The 22,274-nt window shown below is 69.0% G+C and carries 16 protein-coding genes; 5 read left to right on the top strand and 11 right to left on the bottom strand.

Going from position 1 to position 22,274, the window contains the following annotated elements; translation table 11 throughout:
- Positions 1-21 precede the first annotated feature (21 nt).
- Positions 22-1,716, bottom strand: a complete 1,695-nt coding sequence (locus ACX114_RS15310; protein ID WP_459298805.1) for an acyclic terpene utilization AtuA family protein — start codon at positions 1,714-1,716, stop codon at positions 22-24.
- Between the two features lie 96 nt (positions 1,717-1,812).
- Between ACX114_RS15310 and ACX114_RS15305 the strand changes: the two genes are divergently transcribed.
- Positions 1,813-2,445, top strand: a complete 633-nt coding sequence (locus tag ACX114_RS15305; protein WP_459298803.1) for a TetR/AcrR family transcriptional regulator — start codon at positions 1,813-1,815, stop codon at positions 2,443-2,445.
- A 6-nt stretch (positions 2,446-2,451) separates the two neighbouring features.
- Here the strand turns inward: ACX114_RS15305 and ACX114_RS15300 are convergent, their stop codons facing one another.
- From ACX114_RS15300 to ACX114_RS15290, 3 genes are read right to left on the bottom strand one after another with little or no spacing between them, the layout of a single operon-like run.
- Positions 2,452-3,228: a zinc-dependent metalloprotease gene (locus ACX114_RS15300; RefSeq protein ID WP_459298801.1), complete on the bottom strand. Its 777-nt coding sequence runs from the start codon at positions 3,226-3,228 to the stop codon at positions 2,452-2,454.
- Between the two features lie 26 nt (positions 3,229-3,254).
- Positions 3,255-4,055, bottom strand: a complete 801-nt coding sequence (locus ACX114_RS15295) for a trypsin-like serine peptidase (RefSeq protein WP_459298799.1) — start codon at positions 4,053-4,055, stop codon at positions 3,255-3,257.
- A gap of 3 nt (positions 4,056-4,058) precedes the next feature.
- Positions 4,059-4,832, bottom strand: coding sequence for a zinc-dependent metalloprotease (locus ACX114_RS15290; RefSeq protein WP_459298797.1), 774 nt, complete (start codon positions 4,830-4,832; stop codon positions 4,059-4,061).
- Between the two features lie 376 nt (positions 4,833-5,208).
- On the opposite strand from ACX114_RS15290, the gene ACX114_RS15285 reads away from it, so the two are divergent.
- Positions 5,209-6,390 (top strand): DUF6068 family protein, encoded by a 1,182-nt coding sequence (locus ACX114_RS15285; protein ID WP_459298795.1) that lies wholly within the window; start codon positions 5,209-5,211, stop codon positions 6,388-6,390.
- 11 nt (positions 6,391-6,401) lie between these two features.
- Here the strand turns inward: ACX114_RS15285 and ACX114_RS15280 are convergent, their stop codons facing one another.
- Positions 6,402-9,470 (bottom strand): poly(A) polymerase, encoded by a 3,069-nt coding sequence (locus tag ACX114_RS15280; RefSeq protein WP_459298794.1) that lies wholly within the window; start codon positions 9,468-9,470, stop codon positions 6,402-6,404.
- Positions 9,471-9,595: 125 nt separating this feature from the next.
- Here ACX114_RS15280 and ACX114_RS15275 point away from each other — a divergent pair, with 125 nt between their 5' ends.
- On the top strand, positions 9,596-11,227 hold the full coding sequence (locus ACX114_RS15275; protein ID WP_459298792.1) for a hypothetical protein: 1,632 nt from the start codon (positions 9,596-9,598) through the stop codon (positions 11,225-11,227).
- A 79-nt stretch (positions 11,228-11,306) separates the two neighbouring features.
- Positions 11,307-12,791, top strand: coding sequence for a two-component regulator propeller domain-containing protein (locus ACX114_RS15270; protein WP_459298790.1), 1,485 nt, complete (start codon positions 11,307-11,309; stop codon positions 12,789-12,791).
- Positions 12,792-12,830: 39 nt separating this feature from the next.
- On the opposite strand, the gene ACX114_RS15265 is transcribed toward ACX114_RS15270, so the two are convergent.
- From ACX114_RS15265 to ACX114_RS15245, 5 genes are read right to left on the bottom strand one after another with little or no spacing between them, the layout of a single operon-like run.
- The gene (locus ACX114_RS15265; protein ID WP_459298788.1) at positions 12,831-13,250 is read right to left on the bottom strand and encodes a hypothetical protein; all 420 of its coding nucleotides are present in this window, start codon (positions 13,248-13,250) and stop codon (positions 12,831-12,833) included.
- A complete protein-coding gene (locus tag ACX114_RS15260) occupies positions 13,243-14,799 on the bottom strand; it encodes a hypothetical protein (RefSeq protein ID WP_459298786.1) in 1,557 nt (518 codons plus the stop codon). Before ACX114_RS15260 ends, ACX114_RS15265 begins: the two co-directional genes overlap by 8 nt.
- A gap of 58 nt (positions 14,800-14,857) precedes the next feature.
- On the bottom strand, positions 14,858-16,693 hold the full coding sequence (locus ACX114_RS15255) for an ABC transporter ATP-binding protein (RefSeq protein WP_459298784.1): 1,836 nt from the start codon (positions 16,691-16,693) through the stop codon (positions 14,858-14,860).
- Complete coding sequence (locus tag ACX114_RS15250; protein WP_459298782.1) at positions 16,690-19,821, bottom strand: hypothetical protein; 3,132 nt, start codon at positions 19,819-19,821, stop codon at positions 16,690-16,692. Before ACX114_RS15250 ends, ACX114_RS15255 begins: the two co-directional genes overlap by 4 nt.
- Before the next feature lie 53 nt (positions 19,822-19,874).
- The gene (locus ACX114_RS15245) at positions 19,875-20,606 is read right to left on the bottom strand and encodes an SIR2 family NAD-dependent protein deacylase (RefSeq protein ID WP_459298780.1); all 732 of its coding nucleotides are present in this window, start codon (positions 20,604-20,606) and stop codon (positions 19,875-19,877) included.
- A 75-nt stretch (positions 20,607-20,681) separates the two neighbouring features.
- Here ACX114_RS15245 and ACX114_RS15240 point away from each other — a divergent pair, with 75 nt between their 5' ends.
- Positions 20,682-21,176 (top strand): GAF domain-containing protein, encoded by a 495-nt coding sequence (locus ACX114_RS15240; RefSeq protein WP_459298778.1) that lies wholly within the window; start codon positions 20,682-20,684, stop codon positions 21,174-21,176.
- Positions 21,177-21,193: 17 nt separating this feature from the next.
- Here the strand turns inward: ACX114_RS15240 and ACX114_RS15235 are convergent, their stop codons facing one another.
- The gene (locus tag ACX114_RS15235) at positions 21,194-22,111 is read right to left on the bottom strand and encodes a pseudouridine-5'-phosphate glycosidase (protein WP_459298776.1); all 918 of its coding nucleotides are present in this window, start codon (positions 22,109-22,111) and stop codon (positions 21,194-21,196) included.
- Positions 22,112-22,274: the final 163 nt, after the last annotated feature.

Genomic DNA, 22,274 nt, shown 5'->3' with positions numbered 1-22,274 from the left:
GCTCGGGCGCGTGCGAAGGCGCTACAGAAGCGATTCAGGGACGTCGACGTGGCGCGAGCGAAGCCACTCGCCAAGCGCCTTGGCCTGTTGATCGAAACGGGTGGCGGACGAGACGCCCTCGCCGAGCAGGCCCTCGATGATGAAGTTCAGGGCGCGCAGGTTTGGAAACACGTGCCGCTGGATTTTCAGGTCCCGCGCCTCCGGAAGCAGCGTGCGCAGCCGCTCCTCCGTGAGCGTGTGCACCAGCCAGCTCCAGGCCGCGTCGGTGCGGACCCAGACGCCGATGTTCGCATCCCCGCCCTTGTCCCCGCTGCGGGCCAGGGCCACCTGGCCGAGCGGCACGCGCCGGGTGGGGCCCCCCAGCAGCGGCGCGGGCAGCGATGTCGCGGGGACGGCTTCGAGCCCCCGCGTCTCCTCCGTGGGATGCACGTCGATGCGCCGGCCATCCGGGAGCACCGCGACATGCGGCACCTTGCGCGCATCCACATAGCCCGGGGTGTAGACGCCGAAGGGCGAGGCGTCGCCGGGCAGCGCGGGCAGGAAGAAGCCGGGGTAGCTGGACAGGGCCAGCTCCACTACGGCGCCGCTGAAGGAACGGCCAGCGACCTTCGGGTCGGAGTCCTTCACGGTGACCCGCAGCGTCGCCGACGCCTGCTCCTCGCTCGGAGCGTCGGCGTGGTCGGTGCGCGCGAGCGTGTAGAGGACCTCCGCGGGCCGGGGCTTGAGCGTCGCGTCGAGCTGCGCCCGCACGAGCGCGGCCTTCTCCTCGATGTCCAGGCCGACGAGGATGAACTGGGCCTCGTTGCGGAAGCCCCCGAGCCGGTTGAGGCACACCTTCACGTCCGGAGGAGGCGGCTCGCCGCGCACGCCCGACAGGCGCACGCGGTCCGTGCCGTCCGCCTCCACCACGATGGTGTCGAAGCGCGCCGTCGCGTCCGGGCCGGCGTAGCGGGCACCGCCAATCTCATAGACGAGCTGGGTCTTCACGGTGTCGACGGTGACGGCGCCGCCCGTGTGAGGATGCTTGGTGATGATGCTGGAGCCGTCCGCGAAGATCTCCGCGAGCGGGAAGCCGGGCCGGCGCACGTCGATCTCGCCGAAGCGCGCGAAGTTGCCACCGGTCGCCTGGGCTCCGCACTCCAGGACGTGGCCCGCGACCATGGCGCCCGCGAGCCGGTCCCAGTCATCGCGCTTCCAGCCGAAGTGGGCGGCCGCGGGGCCGACGACAAGCGATGCGTCCGTCACGCGCCCCGTGACGACGATGTCCGCGCCCGCGTCCAGGCACGCGGCGATGCCCCAGCCACCCAGGTATGCGTTCGCCGTGAGCGGCTGGTCGAAGCCCAGCTCGTCCGCGCGTCCGACGAGGTCATCGCCTTCGACATGCGCGACGTTGACGGTCAACCCAAGCTTCGTCGCGAGCGCGCGCAGGTCGTTCGCGAGCCCCGCCGGGTTGAGGCCACCGGCGTTCGCGACGATGCGGACCCTGCGCTCCATCGCGAGGCCGAGCGTCTCTTCCAGCTGGCGCAGGAACGTCTTCGCGTATCCGCTGGCCGGGTTCTTCAGCCGGTCCCGCCCCAGGATGAGCATGGTCAGCTCCGCCAGGTAGTCGCCGGTGAGGACGTCCAGCGGACCGCCTTCCAGCATCTCCCGGAACGCGGAGAAGCGGTCGCCGTAGAAGCCGGATGCATTGCCGATACGCAGCGAACGCGCGTCCATCGCACCTCCTGAGCCAGGGAGCGGCGAGTCTGTCCCCCACATCCAAATAAAGCAATCACGATTGCTTTTTTCTTCCCGCCGCAACACTGTGGCTCCATGAGCGGCACGGCGAGCGGAACGACACGGCAGGAGCAGGAGCGCAGCCGGGTGACGCGGCAGAAGCTGATGACGGCCGCCATCGAAGTGCTGGTGGAGAAGGGCTGGGCGGGGGCGACCATGGGCGCCATCGCGGAGCGCGCGGGGGTGTCACGCGGTGCCTGCCAGCACCACTTCCCGACGCGCGGGGCCCTGGTCGCGGCGGCCGTCGAGCACGTCTTCCGCCAGCAGGTCGAAGAGCTGGTACGGCGCGCGAACGGCCTGCCGGAGAGCCGGCGGCGCGTCGAGCCGCTGTTGAACCTGCTCCACGACGTCTACGCCGGCCCGCTCTTCACCGCCGCGACACACCTCTGGGTGGCCGCCGTGGCGGATGAGGAGCTGAAGGCCATCCTGCTGCCGCTGGAGACGCAGGTGGGCCGCGAGGTGCACCGGCTCACCGTCGAGTTGCTGGGGCTCGACGAGCGCGACCGCGATGTCCGCGACGCCGTGCGTGCGACGCTGGACCTCCTGCGCGGCCTGGCGTTGGCGAACCTGCTCCACGACGACACGGCCCGGCGCCGCAAGGTGCTGGCCCACTGGGCGCGGACGCTCGAAGCGCAGCTCACGCCCAAGCGCGCGGCGCAGGCGGACTGAAAGCCCTCAGCAGCGGTAGAGATACGTCAGCGCGGTGATGTCCGTGCTGGTGAACTCACCGGTCGGACTCGGCGGGAGGCAGGCGTTGAAGATGGAGCCGTTCACGTAGGACGTGGTGGGCGTGCCGGGGATGAGGATGGCGCCCACGCCCGCCGTGCCCTCGCTGCCGCCCGTGCCGCAGCTGATGACCTGGGAGTAGTAGTCCGAGTGGCGCATGCCGAGCGCGTGCCCCAGCTCGTGGGTGATGATGTGCTCGACCGTGTCGAGCGGCGCGGTGTTCCACCCCGTGCCGATGCTGATGGTCCCGTAGGGCAGGCCCCCCGACGGATAGCCCGAGTTGTAGCTCGTGCCCGCCGCGGTCGCCGCGGTGATGGTCGCGTTGCAGCCGGTGGACGGGCCCCGCACCATCGTGAAGCAGAGGCCCAGGGCGTTGTAGTTCTGGATGGCCAGGTCCAGCCCCTGGATGAGGCGGCTGTAGGTGCTGAACGCGGACGTGGGGTTGATGCAGATCTTCCTCACGAGCGACTTGTTGACGACGTTCGTCGTCCGGTAGTGCTCCTCGCTGCCCAGCGTGTCCTGGAGCATCTCGCGGGACGCCTCGACGCTCACCTCGGCATCACCGCCCACGTAGACGGAGTCGTCCACGACCTGGATGTCGCGGGCCTGGAACCCCGCTTCCATCAGGTTGGAGATGATCTCGGGGTTCTCCTCCCCCAGGTCGGCGCCACAGCCGGACAGCAACGCGCCACAGCCCACCGCGAGCACCGCCGCTCTCTTGAACATGGTCGTCTCCCCTCTTCCGTCTGGATTCAGCGCGCGACGATGTCGGCGTCCACCAGGTACGGTGACGCCGCGACAATCGCCTCCATCGTCCAACCCCGGTTGGCACCGCGGCCGGCCTTGTCGCAATCGCCGTCGGTGTGGACACCCACCAGGTGGCCCTGACGGTTGAGCACGCCCGCGCCGGAGCTGCCGACCAGGGTGTCCAGGTCCACGTAGTAGACCTGCGCGTTACAGGCATCCAGGTAGTCGCCTTCGGCGAGGACCTTGGGCTTGCCCCGGGGGTGCTGGATGATGGCCAGCCGCTCGCTGGGAACGGCCGACAGCAGGACCGGCGTGACCTGGGGAATCACGTCCAGTTGGATGAGGGCGTAGTCGGGCTCGAGCGATTGCTCGATGACGGTGCCCTCGGTGATGAGCGGGTCTCCGTCCGGCTGGTCCTCGAAGTTGAAGACGAGCAGCGGCCGGTCACCGAGCGAGACACAGTGCCCCGCCGTCACCACCACGGGACCCGCGCTCGCCTCAATCAGCGTCCCGGTGCAGCGCCCGTCAATCAGGACGACCGCGTCTTCCGCCGTCTGCACGGCGTCCGCGAACTCGCCCTGGTAGCTGTTGATGGGGGTGAAGTCCTCGGTCGGGCCACACTGCGTCTGGCCACGAACCTCCGGAGGCGGACGCACCCGCGACGCCGCGGGGCCCTCACACACCACCGGATGGGAAATCACGGGCACCTCCTCCTTTCCACAGGCCACGAGGCCCAGGAGGATGAAGGTGCCCGCGAGGATGCGACCCCTCGGACTCATGAAGGACTCAAGGGGTCGCGACGCCATCGCTTAGTAGAGGGCGTTCAGCGCCGTGATGTCGGAGCTGGTCCACTCACCCGACTCCGTCGAGCGGAAGCAGGAGTTCATGATGGAGCCGCCCACCGTCGCGGTGCTCGGCGTGCCGCTGATGAGGATGGCGCCCACGCCGGCGGTGCCCTCGTTGGTGGCGGAGCCGCCGCAGCTGATGGAGCGGTTGTAGTAGTCAGAGTGACGGAAGCCGATCGCGTGGCCGAGCTCGTGCGTGATGACGTGCTCGTTCACGTCCACGCTGTAGCTCTGCAGGCCGGTGCCGATGTTGATGGTGCCGTAGGGACGGCCGCCCGACGGGAAGCCCGCGGAGCCGCCGGCGCCGGACATGGTCGTCGCGGTGATGTTCGCGCTGCAGCCCGTGGTGGGGCCACGCGCCATCGTGAAGCTCAGGCCGCGCTGGTTGTAGTTCTGGATGGCCAGATCCAGGCCCTGGCTCAGGCGGGAGTAGCTGTTGAAGCCGGACGTCGGGTTGACGCAGATCTTCGTCACGGTCGAGGCGACGAGGTTCGTCGTGCGGTACTGCTCCTGGGTCTCCTGGGTCGCCGGCTGGAGCATCTCGCGAGACGCCTCCAGGGTGACGTGCGCGTCGCGGCCCACGTACACCAGACCGTCAGCCTCCATGATGTCGGACGCGGGGAAACCGGCCTCGACCAGGTTGGAGACGATCTCCTGGTTCTCCTGCTCCAGGTCGGTACCGCAGCCAGACAGCATCGCACCACAGCTCGCCACGAGGACTGCCGCCTTCTTGAACATTCGTCGTTCCTCTGCGTTCGGGGGAGATCCGCTGCCGCCTGACCTTCCCGTCAGCCGCGGACAGCTTGCCCAGCCACTGAGCAACTGCCGGGCCAGCCGCGCTTCAGAGGGAATAACCGGCTTTTGTTGAATTGCTTGGAGCGCCAGCACTCCAGCTTCCAAGAATGTGAGCGTAACGAAGCGTAACGTTTTGAGCCACAAGTGCCCGTTGTGACATGGTTTTTACCTGCCATCCCGCAACTCACCAATTTTCGGACAGGGGTGTCTTTTCATCAGTCACCCTCCCCTGGGTCGCATTTACTCCCACTATTCATGAAAAACGCACAGAACGTGCGATAGCTGCGAATTGAATCCACTCCCGGTATTTCCCGTCCCCATGACCATGCGCCCTTCCCTCCCCATCGCCGCGCTGTTGGGTGCGGCCCTGTCGTTCCTCCCCGGCTGCGAGAGCACGAAGTCGAGCGGCCCTTCCGCGTCCGACACGCGAGCCGACAACGCGGCGTCCGTGCAGGCCTCCGAGGCCTGGGCGCGCGCACGCGTGGGAGACCGCGTCACCTATTCCTTCAACGCGACCCGAGGCCCCGAGCCCCGCGGCGGCGGCACCGCGCGCACGCTCCAGGGACAGCTGACGCTGGAAGTGGTGGCCGTGCAGCAACCCTGGGTCTGGGTGCGCGCGGCCTTCAGCGATGAGAGCGGCAAGCCGCTGTCCCAGGTGCGGCTGGCGCGGGACCTGATCATCCCCGTACGTTCGGACATGTCGCGCCCGCTCGACGTGCCGCATGGAGGCACGGCCACCGCCGAGGTCGCCTCCAGCGCGGGCCGCAACTGGGAGGCCGTGCGCTACGTCAGCGACCAGCGCTCCTTCGATGGTCCCCTGCGCACGCGCGTGTACGCCAACACACCGGGACCGCTGTACCTCGCCCGTGGCCTGATTGAAGCGAGCACGGAGTCCGCCGGCTTCCGCGTGCCGGGCGGCTACCAGCTGAAGTTGAAGGAGGTTCGCGAGGGCTCGGCCGAGGCCAGCGCCCCGGCGCCCGCGCTGGAGCGGCCCCTGGGCCCGGGTGCGTACTACGAGCGATATGTGGACGTGGGCCCCTCGCCCGGCGTGCAGCGCGTCTGCTTCACCGCGGAGCGCGGCTACCTCCTGCGCGCCGAGGGCCCCGTCGACGCCAACGCGGCCCCCTGCTCCGACTTCTCCCAGGCCGAGCCGGAGCCCCTGGAGGAGCTGCTGATGGGGCTGCCCTCGGAGGTGGTGTTCACGGAGGACTGGCCGCCCGCCGCCGCGGCCAACGGCACCCGGGGCACGTTCAGCGCGGGCGGCCACGACGTGCCCGCGCTCATCATCCAGAGCCACGAGGACGTCGAAGGCACCCAGCGCGTCTTCGCCGATACCTACGCGGCCGACCCGTGGGCGCCGGGGCTCGCGGGCCTGCCGTATGAGGCGCGCTTCCAGCCGCTCGCCAACAGCACCGACCGCGTGGTGACGGGCGGCACGCGCGAGCCGGAGGGCGGCACGCGGATCGTGCGCTGGGGCTCGTGGCTCGCGGGAGCGAAGTAGCACGCAAGGCTTTACGAACCGGGTGCATCGCTCCGTGCGCTGTCAGGGCCACGCACCCATTCGACCTGGAGCACCGCGCCGGATGGGCGGTGCGTCCATTCCAGGAACGACGCGCGGAAGGCCTCCACGGCCGCGAACAGCGGACTGGACGGATGCCAGGCCAGCGCAGCCGCGTCCCGTGTCTCACGCACGTCCAGACCAATGAGCAGCGCGCCTCCGGCCTGTGCGGGTTGCAGCGGACGCACGGAGAGGCGCCGGTCGCCCTCCAGCCGGTACACCAGGGCCGTGACGTGTCCGAGGATCCAACCCGCGACGATGTCCTGGTCCTCGGCGGTGGGTGCTTCGACGGACAGGCGCAGCGCGGCAGGCGGGGTCTCGTTGGCGCTCAGGGGCTGGAAGAGCGCCGCCCATGCGGAAGGCAGGCGTGAGGCCCGGGCTTTGGCCACGAGCTCGCGGGCACGGAGCAGCTCCTCCCGGATGACGCGATAGGTGGACCGCGACACGTTGCGCGCGGTGTTCCGAGCCGGGAGCGCGGGCGCGATGACGGGCAGGAGGTCGCGCTTGCCTTCGGGCCGGTAGCGCGCTGTTTCGGCCGTGAGCGTCACCGGCTGGGGCCACGGCCACGCGGCGAAGGTGCCGAAGAAGTGCGAGAGCAGCGCCGCGTCGGACCGCATGACGTCCGGGGTCGCGCGGGTGCAGGCCCACGCCGCGAGCAGCGTCCACGACAGTCCTCCGAGGTAGCCCAGCGCGTGCGAGTAGATGCCACGGGCGCGGGCCCAGGCCTTCACCGCGCGCAGCAGAGCGCGGAACCGCTCGGTCCGTCCGGCGTCACGTGCGATGGCGTCCATCAGGCCCAACGTGTCCGCCAGGCCCAGCACGGCGCGGAGTCCCGCGGGGTCGAGTTGCTCACCGTGCCGTTCAAGCAACGTCAGGGGCTCCTCCGGGGGCACGCCCTCCGGACGGCTCGCATAGGCGAGGTCGAAGCTCACGCCCAGGAGGGACAGCTTCACCAGCGGGATGGCGGCATCCGCCACGTAGCGGGCCGTGCCCGGTGCCAGCGTTTGGAGGAGCGCTTGTGCGAAGTCATCACGGGACAGGCGCGCCGGTCCGATGGCGACCGCATCCACGTCACTGCCCGCGCCATCCGTGCCCAGGAGATAGGAGCCGTAGGGATGCAGCGTGGCGCCAATCTGTTCGCAATGCTGGCGCAACTGCTCCACCGCGGAGGTCCTGGCGGCGTGTCCTTCGTGAGACTCGACGGCGTTGATGGAGGCCAGTGCATCTCGCAGCGGAGCATCCTCGTGCTCCGGGGTTGCGCGAGGCGCCTGCGTCAGGTGAATGCGCCGGATGACTTCGAAGGGCGTGTCCCCCTTCCTCCGGATGAGGCAGAGCTCGCCCACGTGGAACTTCAGTGGACGCCATGCGCGCTGCCACTCGCCGAGCGTGCGAGCGATGTCCGCGGTGAGCGGGAGCTGGCCCACGGAGAGATGGGGCGTGAAGCCACCGTGGGCGGACGAGGCGCATTCAGGAAGGGCCGCCACGAGCTTCGCGTGCAGGGCCGCCAGTGCGACGGAGGGCTGATCATCGGGGCGAAGCCACGCCGTCGCGTTGGCTCGGTGTTCGAAGTGGCCGAACGCGGAGAGCGTCACGTCGAAGGGTTCGACGCCTTGGAGGGCATCCAAGAGGATGGCTTCCGCCGTCTCGAAGTCCTCTTCCGGAACGAAGGGATACAGCAGCGTGATGTGAGGCATCCACCGCTGGAACTTCGCGTCGTGCTTCTTGCGCAGCGCCTGGATGGGGCCCCAGGCGTCTTCAGGGGGGATGAGCACCAGCGCCGTGTGATGGACCAGCGCCGTGGAGGAGCGCGCGGAGGGCACCTCGCGAGACTCGATGGCTTCACGGCGAAGGACGCAGCGCAGCCCGAAGTGATCCGAAGCGAAGAGGGCCTGCCCGGTGGGCCCAGGCGGCCCCGCCAGGGGCGCTTCGCCAAAGAGCTCCACGGACTCAGGAGCGAGCCGGTCCGAGGGAGACATCACCAGCACCCGGTCCAACCGCCGGAGCGCTCCCGAGACGGTGGTGACCGCCGCCAGGGTGTTCAACCGGGGGTTGAACGTCTCCCCTGCTTCCGAAGGTCGCAGCGAGGACCACGCATCCACGAAGCCCGCGCGAGCGAAGGACTCCGCTTCTGGCGCGCCGTCGCCGAAGTTGAAGTCACCGGCCACCACCAGGTCCGGGGCCTCGGTATCACTCGTGGAACCGAGCACGCGGGCCCATTCGAGGAGGGCCTCGACCTGGACGGCGCGCGCGGAGGCTCCGGATGCGTCCCGGTCGCTCGTCAGATGCGGCGTGGCCACCCACAGCGTGCCGCCCGAGAGATGCAGCTCGGCGGTGATGATGCGCTTGTCGCGGGAGAAGACGCGCTGCCACACCGAGGCGAGCGGCACGCGCGACAGGAGCACCTGACCGTAGGGCATTACCGTCTGCGCCCCGGGACCGTCAGACATCCAGTACCGCTCGCGAACCCACGATTCCGCGAGCAGGGCTTTGAGGAACGAGGGAGTGACTTCCTGAAGAGCGATGACGTCCGCGCCCGTTTCATGGAGCAGCGTGAGCGCCGCCGGGGTCCTGCGCTCGGTCGCCAGCAACTGCGCGTCGTACAGGTCGAAGAGGACGTTGAAGGTGGCGACGGTGAGCGGCGCCGTGGAGGGAGGCGCCTGGCCCGGCTCACGGGAGGCCTGGGCCCACGCTCCCGAGCGTGCGTCGTACCGCCATGCGGGCAAGGGCGTGAACCCAGGCACCGTGACAGGCGGAGGTGGCGCGGGCTCCTCTTCCACGGGCCGGGTGTTGCTCAGCAGGTCGATGCGCGCCTTGCGGTCCCACACCACCTGGGTCCCGCGCTTGAAGTACCAGACGCGGTGCCAAGGAATCTCGCCGTCGGGGATGAACGCCTCGAAGGGCATCTCCTCCATCGCGCCGCGGTGCGCGTCGTAGCCGACAACGAACTCGCGGGCGTCGATCCGCGAGTCCCACCGGATCCGGTGATACACCTCGCGGCTGGTCGTGAAGCGTTCCTGGGACATGGCGGGGCTCTTGGCGAAGGGTACTGGAAGGCACGTCCATATGGGCCGCGCACGCGCCGCGCTGACGCGACGGATTGAGTCCGCCTGACAGGGCGCTCGTCCCCCGCTTTCGATATACGGCGCCCATGGGTGAATGGGGACAGGTGACGCTCTTCCGGACGGACGATCTCGACTCGTTGGGACGGGCCATCCGGGATGTCTGCCTCGCGGAAGGGCTCGTGACGGCGCCCTACGTGCGGCGCAAGCGCGAGACCTGGGATCGGATGCAGTACGGAACCGGCGCGACCTCTGACCGGTGGTCCCTCGCGCTCGGGGCAGGACTCGGAGGGTGGTCCGTCGTCAAGACGGCTCCGTTGGAGCTGCTCGCGGAACCCGGAGCCTCCGGCGAGCACAGACTGGGACGCATCGCGCGCGTGCTCGGGTGCGAAGCCCTCCATGTCTCTCTGTATGACGGCACGGCGATGGTGGTTGCTCAGGCCACGCCGACCGGTGAGGTCATGCTGTCCGGCTACTCGATGGACGGTGCGAGCTTCCATGGCGTCGAAATCGAGGAGCACCGGCTCGAGCCCAGGATTGAAGGCCCGGGCATCCCGCCGTCCGTCCAGGAGGCACTCGAGCACTCCTCCTCCGATGGATTCGACGAGTTGCTCGAAAAGCTCGCCGGACAGCACTGGAGCGATGTTTCGCTGACGCTCATCGAGGGCGACGAGATTCCCTCAGCACGCGTGTTGTCCTTCATGCGCCCTGCGCTCGAGAAGAAGCCTCCGCTTCGGGTGAAGCTCGCGGTGGAGGAGCACCCACTCGACACGCGCTACGTGCTCGACGAGGGCGTATGGCTCACCAGCGGAAGCATCGATGCGGCGACCTCTGCATCGGGCGCCGCCTTCGTCGAAAAGGTTGCTCGCTGGCTTGAGGTTCCTGTCGCACTTGCACCCGGCGTTCCACGCTCTTTGTTCTGCGTACGTGCGCCTCCGAGCGAATACATCCCGCGCGCTGGCTTCGAGACGGAGCTGCTTTCCATCGGCGCTGACGGAGGAGTCGAGTTCCTTCTGCACACCGCGCGGGGCCTCGGTATCGCCGAACTCGAGGAGCGCAGTCCCCATCAGCGGCGACACCTTGTCGCTCGACTCACCCATGCACTCGTGGGTGAGCGTGCGAATGAGCATGCGGCGTACCGGGGCTTCGAGCGCGTGTTCAATGAACCGACGACGCATGCCGTGGGTGCGTTCGCGGGAGAGCGGCTTGTCACGGCGTGGTGGCGGCTGGGACGTTCAGCGATCGCGATTGAAGGTCGCGAGGTCTTCGAACTGCCGGGGCTCTGCACGGCCATCGCCAGTACGCCACGGCAATTGGCGCTCGCGCTCGTCACGCCGGGACACGTCAACGGACAATCCCAGGGCTACGGACAGAAGGATCGCTCGGTCATTGTCATCATCGACGTCGACACGGGCGAAGTACGCGAAGTGCTCCACAGCGACGAGCACCTCAGCTTCGGCTTCACGCAACTGTGTTTCGCGGGCGATGTGCTCGGCATCCGTGCCCAACGCGACGGCAAGCCCACCGTCGTGATGATTGAAGGTGCGACCCGGACGGAGTCACCCGGTGATTTCAAGGCGTGCGCGCCTGAACCGCAGCGCCTTTTGTGTGATGCGGTGGGCCTCAAGCCCATCGCGTTCTCCGCGAGCGGTGCACGGTGCCTCGCGCAAGTCGATACGCGCAGGCTCTTCGTCGGGAAGCGCGCGAGCTCCGACGAGTAGGCCTTCATCGGGCAGCGTGCTCGCGAAACACAGGCTGGCCCGTGTCTTGCCATGAAGCCCCCATGGAGGAAGACACGGAATGGGTATTCGCGCAGGCGTGGTGGGGACGGGGTTGGTGGTCATCTCTTTGTTGTCGGCGGGTTGCAGCGACGACTCCCCGACAGTTGATCCGCAGGAGGGAACCACCACGGATCCATCCGATGGAAACGAAGTTCCCTCGCTCCCCCCTCCGGGTTCCATTCCGGATGCCGGCACGCCCCCTCCGGATGAAGATGGCGGGACACCCGATGCGGGCGAAACCCCTGACGCGGGGACACCGCCGGATCCCGATGCCGGCACCGGCCAGACGCCCGACGCCGGGCCCTGGCCCACGGACGCGGTGCTCGACTACACACGCACGTTCGGCGTCGAAAAGCCCCGGAGCGTCGGGCTCGATGAAGGGCTCAATCTCTGGCTCCTCGATGGCCGCCGCATCGGCGTGCTGCGCCCGGGCGACACCAAGCCCACGTGGACCTCCAACGTCGGTCAGGCGGCGGAGGCATTCGGTCCGGACGCGCTCGCGACCGACTCCACGGTCATCTGCGGCGGTGAGGCCGGACGTGCCTACGTGGGCTACTCCGCCAACGAGATGAAGCGCGCGGAGGGCATCGAGCAGCGCACATACATCCCCTGGAAGGGCGAGGCCGGCTACTCCGCCGAGCGCTTCGCCGAATACCGGAAGGGAGACCTGGACGCGGTCCGCCTCCAGCCGGACGGCACCGTCAAGCTCGAGGAGCACCTCTGGCGGACCACTGGCGCGTCCAACGCGGGCCGCGAGGCGGGCATCCACAACACCAATGACTTCCACTACGAGGAGGACCGCACCGTCCTCAACTGCGCCCGCGTGACTCGCGGCCGCGACCGCGGCGACCTCTACATCACCACCAACCACGGTGTGACGCGCATCCAGGGGCTCGTCTACAACAGCCACCGCCACCCAGGCTGGTACCTCTACGAGAACGGCTCGGAATGGGGCTCGCTGCAGTGCCCCTACATGCACGGCCTGGGCATCGGGCAGAACGGGGACGTCCTCGTCGCCAACGAGCAGATGGTCGGCGTGCTCGTGCCCAGCCCCAAGCTGGAGGAGTGGGACCGCGAGCTCACCTGGGAAGGCCCCACGCCCTGGTCGTTCAAGAGCTTCAACGACGCGCTCAACGGCCAGGCGACCGACGACTACTGGCGCGCCTTCGAACAGGTCCGCTCCGGCCGCTACTACCTGGGCAGCAAGGAGTACGGCGTCTGGGCGCTGACGCCGAAGAACCGCTCCACGGGCAACTGGTCGAAGGTCGCGGGGCTGCCGTCCAACCGCATCCTCGCGCTCAAGGCCACGGATGACGGCGCGCTCTACATCGGCACCGACGGCGCCGGCCTCTGGCGACTGGAGGCCGACGGCACCACGCTGGCTCCGGTGAAGGAGGTGTCCGGCCAACGCGTCGTGCAGCTCGTCTACGAACCCAACGTGACGCCGAGCATGCTGCTCGTGCTCACCGAGGACAGGGGGCTCACGGTCCTCCGCGGTCCATAGGACCGCGGAACGCCCGGGGGGCGATACGAGAGGGCGGGCTCAGCCGGCGAGCATGGCCCGCTCTCTCACCTGGTCCTCCTCGAAGGACAGCACGCCCCACGCCTTGAGTTGGCGCAGCAGCTCCATGCCGAGGTTCACGTAGACCTGCCGCTCGAAGTGGTAGTAGCGGTGAAAGACCCAATCGAACACCTGCTCGGGCTCGACATCCTCGGGCCTGGGCTCCTTCGAGTTCAGGAAACCGAACTCCTCGGTGGCGTGGGCGTTGATGTCCAGGACAGCCATCTTCCCCCGGGAGGCCTTCGCTGCCCTGGCGATGGCGTCATTCACCGCTTGATGCTGGCGCTGCCATTGCCCGAAGCGCTCCGCCACGTGCGCGGACTCGAGGGGAACGCGCGCCCGGGACAGGTCCGGAACGGTGAGCACCACGAGGTGGCCGTCGGCGGGAAGCAGCTCACACATCCGCAGCAGGCAACGCTCGTACTCCTCGGCGCTCAGCAATCCCGAAGGTGTAGCGCTCGGCGAAGCGCTTGAGGAATTCCTCTGACAGGGGGACGCCATACGTCGTCGCGGAATAGAAATCCGCCCGCGCCCAGTCGTCAGGGTTCGTCAAATCCAGCCCCCCCAGCAACGTGCCGAAGTAGTCGAACGGGACCGTGAACCCACCACTCACGTGGCGGTAGACGGCGGCTTGTGCGTTGCGCACCGACGAAAGCACCACGACCTTGTTTCCCCCTCCATCCGCCATCCGGCCATCCACGAGCGTCGGGTGGTACCAGGGGAGCATCTCGAGGTCCTCCGCCCACTGCTCCACCAGACGTGGCTCCGCCGCGAGCCGCAGCCAGGACGCATGTCCGAATTGCCGGATGATCCGCCCATCGTCGGCCCGGAACGTCACGGCCAGGGAAGACTCCACGAGCCCCCGTCCATACGACTCCAGACCCGCGCCGATGATCTCCAGCTCGCAAGGGCCGACCAGCAGCAGGCGCCCTCCGGCTCCAGACCTGCCTTCCGTGCCCGGGGCGGCGACTCGAGCGGCCTCCTCCGGGTTCTGGGCGCGTGCGTCGACGAGCGTCACCCAGTCCACCCCGGGAGCGCGAGCGGCGAGGTTCGCGACCGCATCCTGCTGTCCGGCGGCCGGTTCGATCCGCGGACGGCCGAGCCACTGGTAGAGGGCCTCCTCGACTCCCATCTGGAGGACCCGGCATGAGAACAGGAAGTGACTCAGCACGGGCTCTGGAGCCTGCTCCAGCACGTAGAAGCCACAGACGCCGTAATCGCCAAAACGGTCTCGCACGGAGACCGCGCCACACTCGACCGTCGGCAGGGCAAGCAACTCGCGCAGCGCCTTCGCGGAGAGGCGCTTCTGGGTGTAGTTGAGCTGGTTCGTCCGCAAGACGAGCTCGAGGATCCGGTCAAACATCGACTCTGGAATGGCCTGCACCGTGCAGACCACCTCCGACGCCCGGAGGAAGTCCTGCGCGGAGCCCGCACCGTGGGCCACGAACCTGGAGCGGGCCTCCTCCTTCGACTCCAGAAGCTTGTAATGCGCGAGGCGCTCGACTCCCGCGCCGGAAGGAACGCGACCCGACGACCAGGCGCGGAACGCGGGGAGGAACGCTTCTGCCGTGTCGACCGCGAGGAGCTCGGGCAGCTCGGAGGCGACGGCTTCGCGGATCCGGAGCTTGTCGTCCAGGAACAGCGTGTTGGCCGGCCGAAGCTGGGCGTTGGCGAGGATGGCGCGAACCATCTCCGGCTTGGTGCCCCAGTGGATCGCGGGAAAGATGAAGTACTCCCAGAGCCCGTGATGGCGCAGCACCTCCCGGACGGTCTCATGGTCGTTGTTGCTCGCGATGGAGCTCATGATGCCAAGCTCAGCGAGCCGGATCACGGCGTCGTGAAGCTCCTGCTGGTAGCGGATCCCCCCTTCCGTCAGGGTCCCCATCCAGAAGGTGTCGTCGAGATCCCAGATGACCAGCTTGGTTTCATCCAGCGTTCGCGGCTCGATCATGGTGTTGCTCCCATCCCCCGAGACAACAAGCGGTCAATGACATCCACGACAAGGCCCCTCAGCGGTAGCGGGAGGCCTGAAGCTCGTACATCGTCGCGTAGCGCCCACCCGCAGCCATCAGGTGCTCGTGGTGGCCCTCTTCGACAATCTTCCCGTTCGCCAGGACGAAGATGCGGTCGGCCATCTTCACCGTGGAGAAGCGGTGCGAGATGAGCAGCGCCATCTTCCCGCTGGACAGCTCGCCGAAGCGGTTGAACACATCCAGCTCGGCGCGCGCGTCGAGCGCGGCGGTGGGCTCGTCCAGCACGAGGATCTGCGCGTCGCGCAGATAGGCGCGGGCGAGCGCGATGCGCTGCCACTCGCCTCCCGACAGCTCGAGCCCTCCGTCGAAGCGCCGCCCCAGCATCTGCGCGTAGCGGCCCGGCAGCTTGTCGATGACGGTGTCCGCCTGGCTCTTACGGGCGGCGTCCACGATGCGCTCGTCGTCCTCGTGCTGCTCGATGCGCCCCACCGCGATGTTCTGGCGGGCCGACATCTCATAGCGGGCGAAGTCCTGGAAGATGACCCCCACCTCGTTCCACAGGTCCTCCAGGCGGTAGTTCTTGAGGTCCACGCCATCCAGGAGGATCTGCCCGGAGGTCGGCTCATAGAGGCGCATCAGCAGCTTCACGAGCGTCGTCTTGCCCTGGCCGTTCTCGCCAATGAGCGCGATGCGCTCGCCGGGCGCGATGTGGAAGTTGACGCCCTGGAGCACGGGCTCCGGCCGGCCCGGGTAGATGAACGTCACGTCGCGGAACTCCAGGCCCTTGCGGATGGGCCGGGGCACCGGGAGCGCGTCGGGCCGGGAGTGGATGGAGGGCTTGAGAGCAAAGAAAGACAGCATGTCGCGGAGGTAGAGCGACTGGTCCGCGATTCCCGCTCCGGTGATGGAGAGCTCCTGGAGGGTCCGGTTCGCTCCCGCGATCGCGCCCGCCAGGAACGTGAGCTCGCCCACGGACAGCACGCCGCCCGCCGCCTGGTAGATGACGAAGGCATAGGCGCCGTAGTAGCCGAACGAGCTCACCACCGAGAGCAGCGAGAGCCCCCAGAGCGCGCGTCTCGACAGCCCCACGACGTCCCGCATGAGCTCCTTCGACACGGCGTCATAGCGATGCATCAGGAAGGGGCTGAGCCCGAAGATCTTCAGCTCCTTCGCGCTCTCCCGGCTCGCCCCCAACTGCCGCAGGTAGTCCAGTTCGCGCCGCTTGGGCGTGTGCCGGAAGTTCATCGCGTAGCCGCGCGCCCCGAACCAGGCCTCGCCCAGCGCGGCGGGCACCAGGCACACCGCGATGTTGAGGAGCAGCCACGGCGAATACAGCACGATGCCCGCGCACAGGCTCACCGTGGTCAGCCCGAGTTGCAGGAAGCGGGCGATGGCGGCCACCATCACCAGCCGATCCGTGGCCTGGGCCCGCGCCCGCTCCAGCCGGTCATGGAAACCCGGATCCTCGTAGGTCGACAGGTCCAGCCGCGACGCCTGGTCCATCAAACGCAGGCTGATGTGCCGCGTGTATTGCTCACGCAGCACCACGTTCATGTGTTCGATGCCCCGGTTCAGCACCGCCCCCAGGATCGCGAGGCCGAACTCCAGCGCGACCAGGGCCCAGAGCCGGGGCGTCATGCCCTGCCCCGCCCCGGCCGTGGCCACGACACCGTCGACGATCCACCGGGCCACGACCAACACCGCCAGCGGACACAGCGCCGCGAGCGAGCGGAGCACCCCGTGCGCCACCACCGTCCGGGGCCCCGCCTCCCAAACGATGCGGAGCACGGGAAGAATGTTGCGGAGCGCGGCCAGGCGTCCCTGCTGCTCGGGCACACCCGCCGGCGTCTCCGTGCTGCGCACCGCCGTCATGGCGCCTCCTTCGTTTCGTACACCAGTGCCTCGAGCCAGGCGGTCCGCCAATGCCCGTGGAACTGCTGGACCAGGATGTCGTCGCACGCGGCATTGGTCAGCGCCAGCAGGGTCATGCCCAGGGAACGCCGCGGGACCTCCGGCTGGGAGCTCAAGCTCCGCTGGAGGCGCGCTCCCGCCTCCCGGGCATTGAAGCGCAGCGTGAGCGCCTGGACGTGGACAGGCGCTTCCGCCTCGAGCCTCGCGTCCACGCCCGAGCGTGCCGCGTCTCCCAGCAGCGTCGCCGGGGGCGAGTCCAGGAACACGAATGGCGACAGCTGCTCATCCGCCGGAGGAGGCGTCCGTGCTGTCCCAGGAGCGCGGACCCGCATGTGCGACTCCAGCAGCGCCCGCCAGTGGTGCAGGGGCACCTGCCGCTGGGCCACCGCGATGAAGCCCGCCAGCAGGCCCGCCGAGGCGAGCTCGTCGTGGTGCCCGTCGGAGGGAGTGCGCGCCGCCACGTCGTATCCGACGTGGAACAGGGCCCTGGACGCGTCATGGAGGAAGGTGAAGTCCATGGCCTCCCGAAGCACGTGCGCCCGCCCCTCCAGGGCCTCCAGGCGCGCAGCGGCTCCCTCGTCCAGGGACGCCGCCGACGCCCGGCCCGCGAGGCGCATCGCGTGCAGCGCGCTCTCGATGGACAGGAGCGCCGCGGCCAGCATCCCGCTCTCCGAGGTGGAGATGGACGCCGGGTCGAGCGGCCGCCGCGTCCGGGCGTCATACCGGGCGTACAGATGCCCCCGGAAGCGCTCCAGCGACTCGATGAAGGCCAGGGCCTCCGCGAGCCTGGGCTCCAGCTCCGGCGCCTCCAGGCAGCCCAGGTGATACGCGCTCAACGGCGTCAGCAACCCGAGCGCCGCGTCGATGGGGGTGAACTCCGCGACGCCGTCCGGCGATGGCGCCGCGCGGGAGGCATGCTGCTCATGGAGCGCCCAGCACTGTCGTGCCAGCGCCCGCAGCTCCTCCGTCGCGCCATCCTCCGTCCTGGAAGAAGGGGCCCGGCTCCCGCGGGCGAGGAACACCATGGGAATCCAGGAGACGAGCACCGGCGCCGCCCACGGAAGCGCGCCCGGGTTCATCCAGGCGAGCGTGACCGCGATGAGCAGCGCCAGCCCCGCGGCCCGCCAGAGCTCGGGGAGCATCAGCGAGGAGCGGCCGCGCACCTCCCGGCTCGATTGGGAGTGCGTGGTCCACTCGAGGCTCCGGGACCGGTCGATTCCAATCCGGTAGAGGGCGCGGAGGATCGCATCCAGGTTGATACCGGCCAACGGAAGCGTGCTCGCCAGCTCCATCCCGGCGAACAGCACGGTCTGGACGCCCCCCGCCGCGAAGGCCCGCACGCGCTGAAGCGCGGAGGCGTCGCTCCAGAGCCTGCGCGACACGACCGAGACGAAGAAGAGCATCGAGCGGCGGCAGAGATACAACACGCCACCCAGCGTCCAGGCCCAGGGGCTGCCGCCACCGGGAGCACACGCCCACCCGTAGGTCAGCAGGACCAGGAACGCAGGCAGGTTCAGGCTGTAGCGCATGTCCGCGAGGATCTTCCACCGGTCGAGGACGCTCAGTGGATTGGACACCCACCGGCCTCCATGGGCCGGGACCCACGGCAGCAGCCAGGGCAGCAACTGCCAGTCGCCGCGAGTCCAGCGGTGCCAGATGCGCGCGTCATTCGCGAGGTCCGACGTCCGTGCCTCGAACAACAGGATCTCGGGCGCGAATGCGACACGCGAGAACTTTCCCTCCAGCTTGTCGTGGCTGAGGACGAGGTTCTCCGGGATGCGTCCTTCCAGGGCTCGGGAGAAGGCCCTGACGTCGTAGATGCCTTTCCCGACGAAGTCGTCCACGCCGAAGGCACTCTGGCTCAAGGTGGAGCGCTGCTTCCGCTTCCTGCGGAGGATGGACATCTTCGGGTCCCGCAGCGCGCTCCACGCGGACTTCGTGGGTTCGCTCTCCATCGCGGGTTGGATCATCGAATAGCCAGACACGACCCGCTGCCCGCCCGCCTCGAACCGGGCCTGGTTCAACGGATGGTGGAGGACGGAGACCAGTTGCGCCGCGGTGCCGGGCAGCAACTGCGTGTCCGCGTCCAGCGTGATCACATAGCGGACCGAGCGCAGCACCTGGGGCACGGGCGCCACGTAACTCGTGTCCTCCGCGCCAAGCAGCAAGCGATTGAGCTCCTCCAGCTTGCCGCGCTTGCGCTCCCAGCCCATCCAGCGGCGCGCCACCGGATTCCAGCGGCGGTCGCGGTGGAGGAGGAAGAAGCGCGGCGCGTTGGGAGCTCCCTGCCGCGCATTGAGGGCCTGGATGCCATGCTCCAGGTGCCGCAGCAGTTCCTGCTCCCCAGGCAGGTCCTTCGCTTGCGCGTCGGGGAAGTCGGTCAGCAGCGCGAAGTAGAGCTCCGGTGAAACATTGCCCTGGAAGTTGAGCTCCATCCGCCGGAGCTGGGCGTCGATGTCTTCCTGGCGCGTCACGAGCAGGGGCGTGACGACCAGGGTGCGCGTCTCCGGGGTGAGGACCCGGTCTGGATCCAGCCGGGGCAGCGGCGGCGGCTCCGCGCACAGGCGCCACACCACGACGTTGATGATCTCCTGGAGGAGCGCGAGGACCGGGAGGATGAGCAGACCCACCAGGATCAGCCGCTGCGAGAGCAAGACGCCGCTCGCCGCGAGCATGCGCTCCACCTGCACCAGCGTGAGCAGCGTCAGCAGGCAGAAGGTGCCGACATAGAGGGGCCCCGCGTGTCGCGACATCCAGCGTGCGACGCGGGTCCTCGCCGGAATCCGGCACCCGAGCTGGACCTCCAACTCCCGTCGCCCGGCGGAGAGCAGGACCTCGCCCACGTGACGGTCCCGGGGATCCACCACCGGGCGTTCCCCGCTCCACTGGACCGCCGCGCTCGCGACCTGCTCGGGGGACTTGCCCGACGCGAGCGCCATCTCCAGACAGGCCGCCCGGTACCGGGCACGCGTGTCTTCATCCAGGAGGGCGTAGGCCCCCGCCGGGTCGCCCTGAAGAATCGGGTCGAGCGCTTCGGTGCCGACGGAGGCATCCGCCCCGGAATTCCGGGTATGGCTGGGAGATAACATTCCCAGAGCATACCTGGAGTATCAAAACAGGCGGATTTATCTTGCCTGACGGCTTAGACGAGCTTCGCCAGGGTGGGCAGCACCTCTCCGCTCATTCCCTGGACGAAGTGATGAAAGCGCTCCGTGTTCGCGGCGGACTCGTAGTTCACGAGCCATGTGTCACCGCGCACGGAGCGCACCTCGTCCACGATGCCCGCCGCGGGCCACACCGCTCCGGACGTGCCCGCGGCCAGGAACACCAGCCGTGTGCCGTCATTGCGCGTGATGAAGTCGCCAATGCGCGCCAGGTCGTTGGGGTCCAGCATCTCCCCGAACCAGACGATGTCCGGCCGCAGCCGGCCCCCGCAGTTGTCGCACTTCGGCACCGTGCCCGACGGGTGCACGGTGGTGTCGGCGAAGGGCGCGCGCTGACAGTCCGCGCACTTCGTGCGGAAGAGGTTGCCGTGCATGTCCACCACGCGCTGGCTGCCCGCCTTCGTGTGCAGGCCGTCCACGTTCTGCGTGGCCAGGAGGAAGCGGTCCCCCAGGTGCTGCTCCCAGCGCACCAGCGCGTCGTGGCCCGGGTTGGGCTTCACGTCCGCGGCCCCTGCCCGGCGCTGCGAGTAGAAACGCCAGACGAGCCCGGGGTTCGCCTCGAAGCCCTGCGGGGACGCGACCGCCTCCACGGGGTGGTTCTCCCACAGCCCGTTCATGCCCCGGAAGGTGGGCACCCCGCTCTCCGCGGAGACTCCAGCGCCGGTGAGGACGAGCAGGCGGGTTTTCGAATCCAGGACGAGCGGTTCCACACGACCTCCAGAGTGCCAGCGGGCACGGGGGTTGTTAGAAGGGGCGGGTCGGAATTCCTGACAGAGGACCCCATCATGGCCGAAGTCACCCTGGATCTGCGCGGTCAGCCCAAGACCGAGGCATACGCGGAGCTGAAGACCCACGCATTCGCCATCCTCGAAGGCGTGGATGACGACATCTGCGCGATGGCGACGATGAGCTGCCTGCTGCACAACGCCTTCGGCCACCTGTGGACCGGCTTCTACCGGGTGGTGACGCCCGGGAAGCTGCTGCGCGTGGGCCCCTACCAGGGGACGCTCGGGTGCCTGGAGATCACCTTCGGCAAGGGCGTGTGCGGCACGTCCGCGGCCAAGGGTGAGACGGTGGTGGTGCCGGACGTGCACGCGTTCCCGGGCCACATCACCTGCGACGGGCGCTCCGCGTCTGAAATCGTGGTGCCGGTGTTCGGGCGCAACCGCGAGTTGCTCGCCGTGCTCGACATCGACTCCGAGCACAAGAACACCTTCGACGACGTGGACCGCGCGGCGCTGGAGGACCTGATGTCCTGGTTCCAGCACCGCACGGCCTGAAGCGCCGTCCGCGGCGTTCAGCGCTTCGCGAGGCGGGCGTAGGCCACGGCCAGCGCCCCCGCGAAGCGCGCGTTGTTCTCCAGGAGGGCCAGGTTCGTCTTGAGCGTCTTGCCCCCGGTGCGCTTCGCCATCTCGCCCAGGAGGAACGGCGTCACGGCCTTGCCGCGCACGCCCTGACGGTCCGCGTCCGCCAGCGCCGACGCGATGTGCAGCTCCACGTCGTTGCGAGGCAGCGCGGCCTCGACCGGAGGCGGCACCGTGTAGAGCACGCCGCCCTGCCCCAGCGTCTCGAAGCGAGCGTGGGCGATGCGCGCGGCGGTCTCCGCGTCGTCCGCGCGGTGCTCCAGCGAGAGGCCGGACTCGCGGCTGTAGAAGGACGGCAGCTCGTTCGTGCCCACGCCGATGACGGGCACGCCCGCCGTCTCCAACAGCTCCATCGTCTTGGGCAGATCCAACACGGACTTGGCGCCCGCGCACACCACGGCGACGGGGTAGCGAGACAGGGCCGCGATGTCCTGCGAGATGTCCCAGTGCTCGGAGGCGCCCCGGTGCACGCCGCCGATACCGCCGGTGGAGAAGACGCGGATGCCCGCCGCCGCGGCCAGCTCGCACGTGGCGCTCACCGTGGTGCCGCCGCTTGCGCGGGTGGCCACCGCCACGGCCAGGTCGCGCGAGCCCACCTTGAGGAGCTTCTCCTTGCCCTCGGCCAGGCGGCGCAGCGTGGCGTCCTCCAGGCCAATCCACACCTCGCCGTCCACGAGTGCGATGGGAGCGGGCACGGCGCCAGCGCGGCGCACGGCCTCCTCGCACGCGCGAGCGGCGGCCAGGTTGTCGGGGTACGGCAGACCCTGCGCGACGACGCTCGTCTCCAGCGCCACCAGCGGCTGCCCGGAGTCCTTCGCGCGCCGCACCTCGTCCGAATATCGGAAGTCCATGGGCGGGCATTTACGCCATGGCCCGGGCGGCCGGACAAGCACGGGCGTGGGGAAACGTCGGCCCGGTGTCGCCTCCCCGTGGGAGAGCACCGCGCGTGTGTGCCGCCTGCCAGGGAAGCGGCGACAGCTCGTTGCAGCCCCGTCGGTTGCATCCGGACGCGCA

It is taken from the genome of Corallococcus sp. M7 (assembly GCF_054512695.1).
The sequence above is the reverse complement of the archived record's forward strand: the minus strand, read 5'-3'. Positions and strand labels throughout refer to the sequence as shown.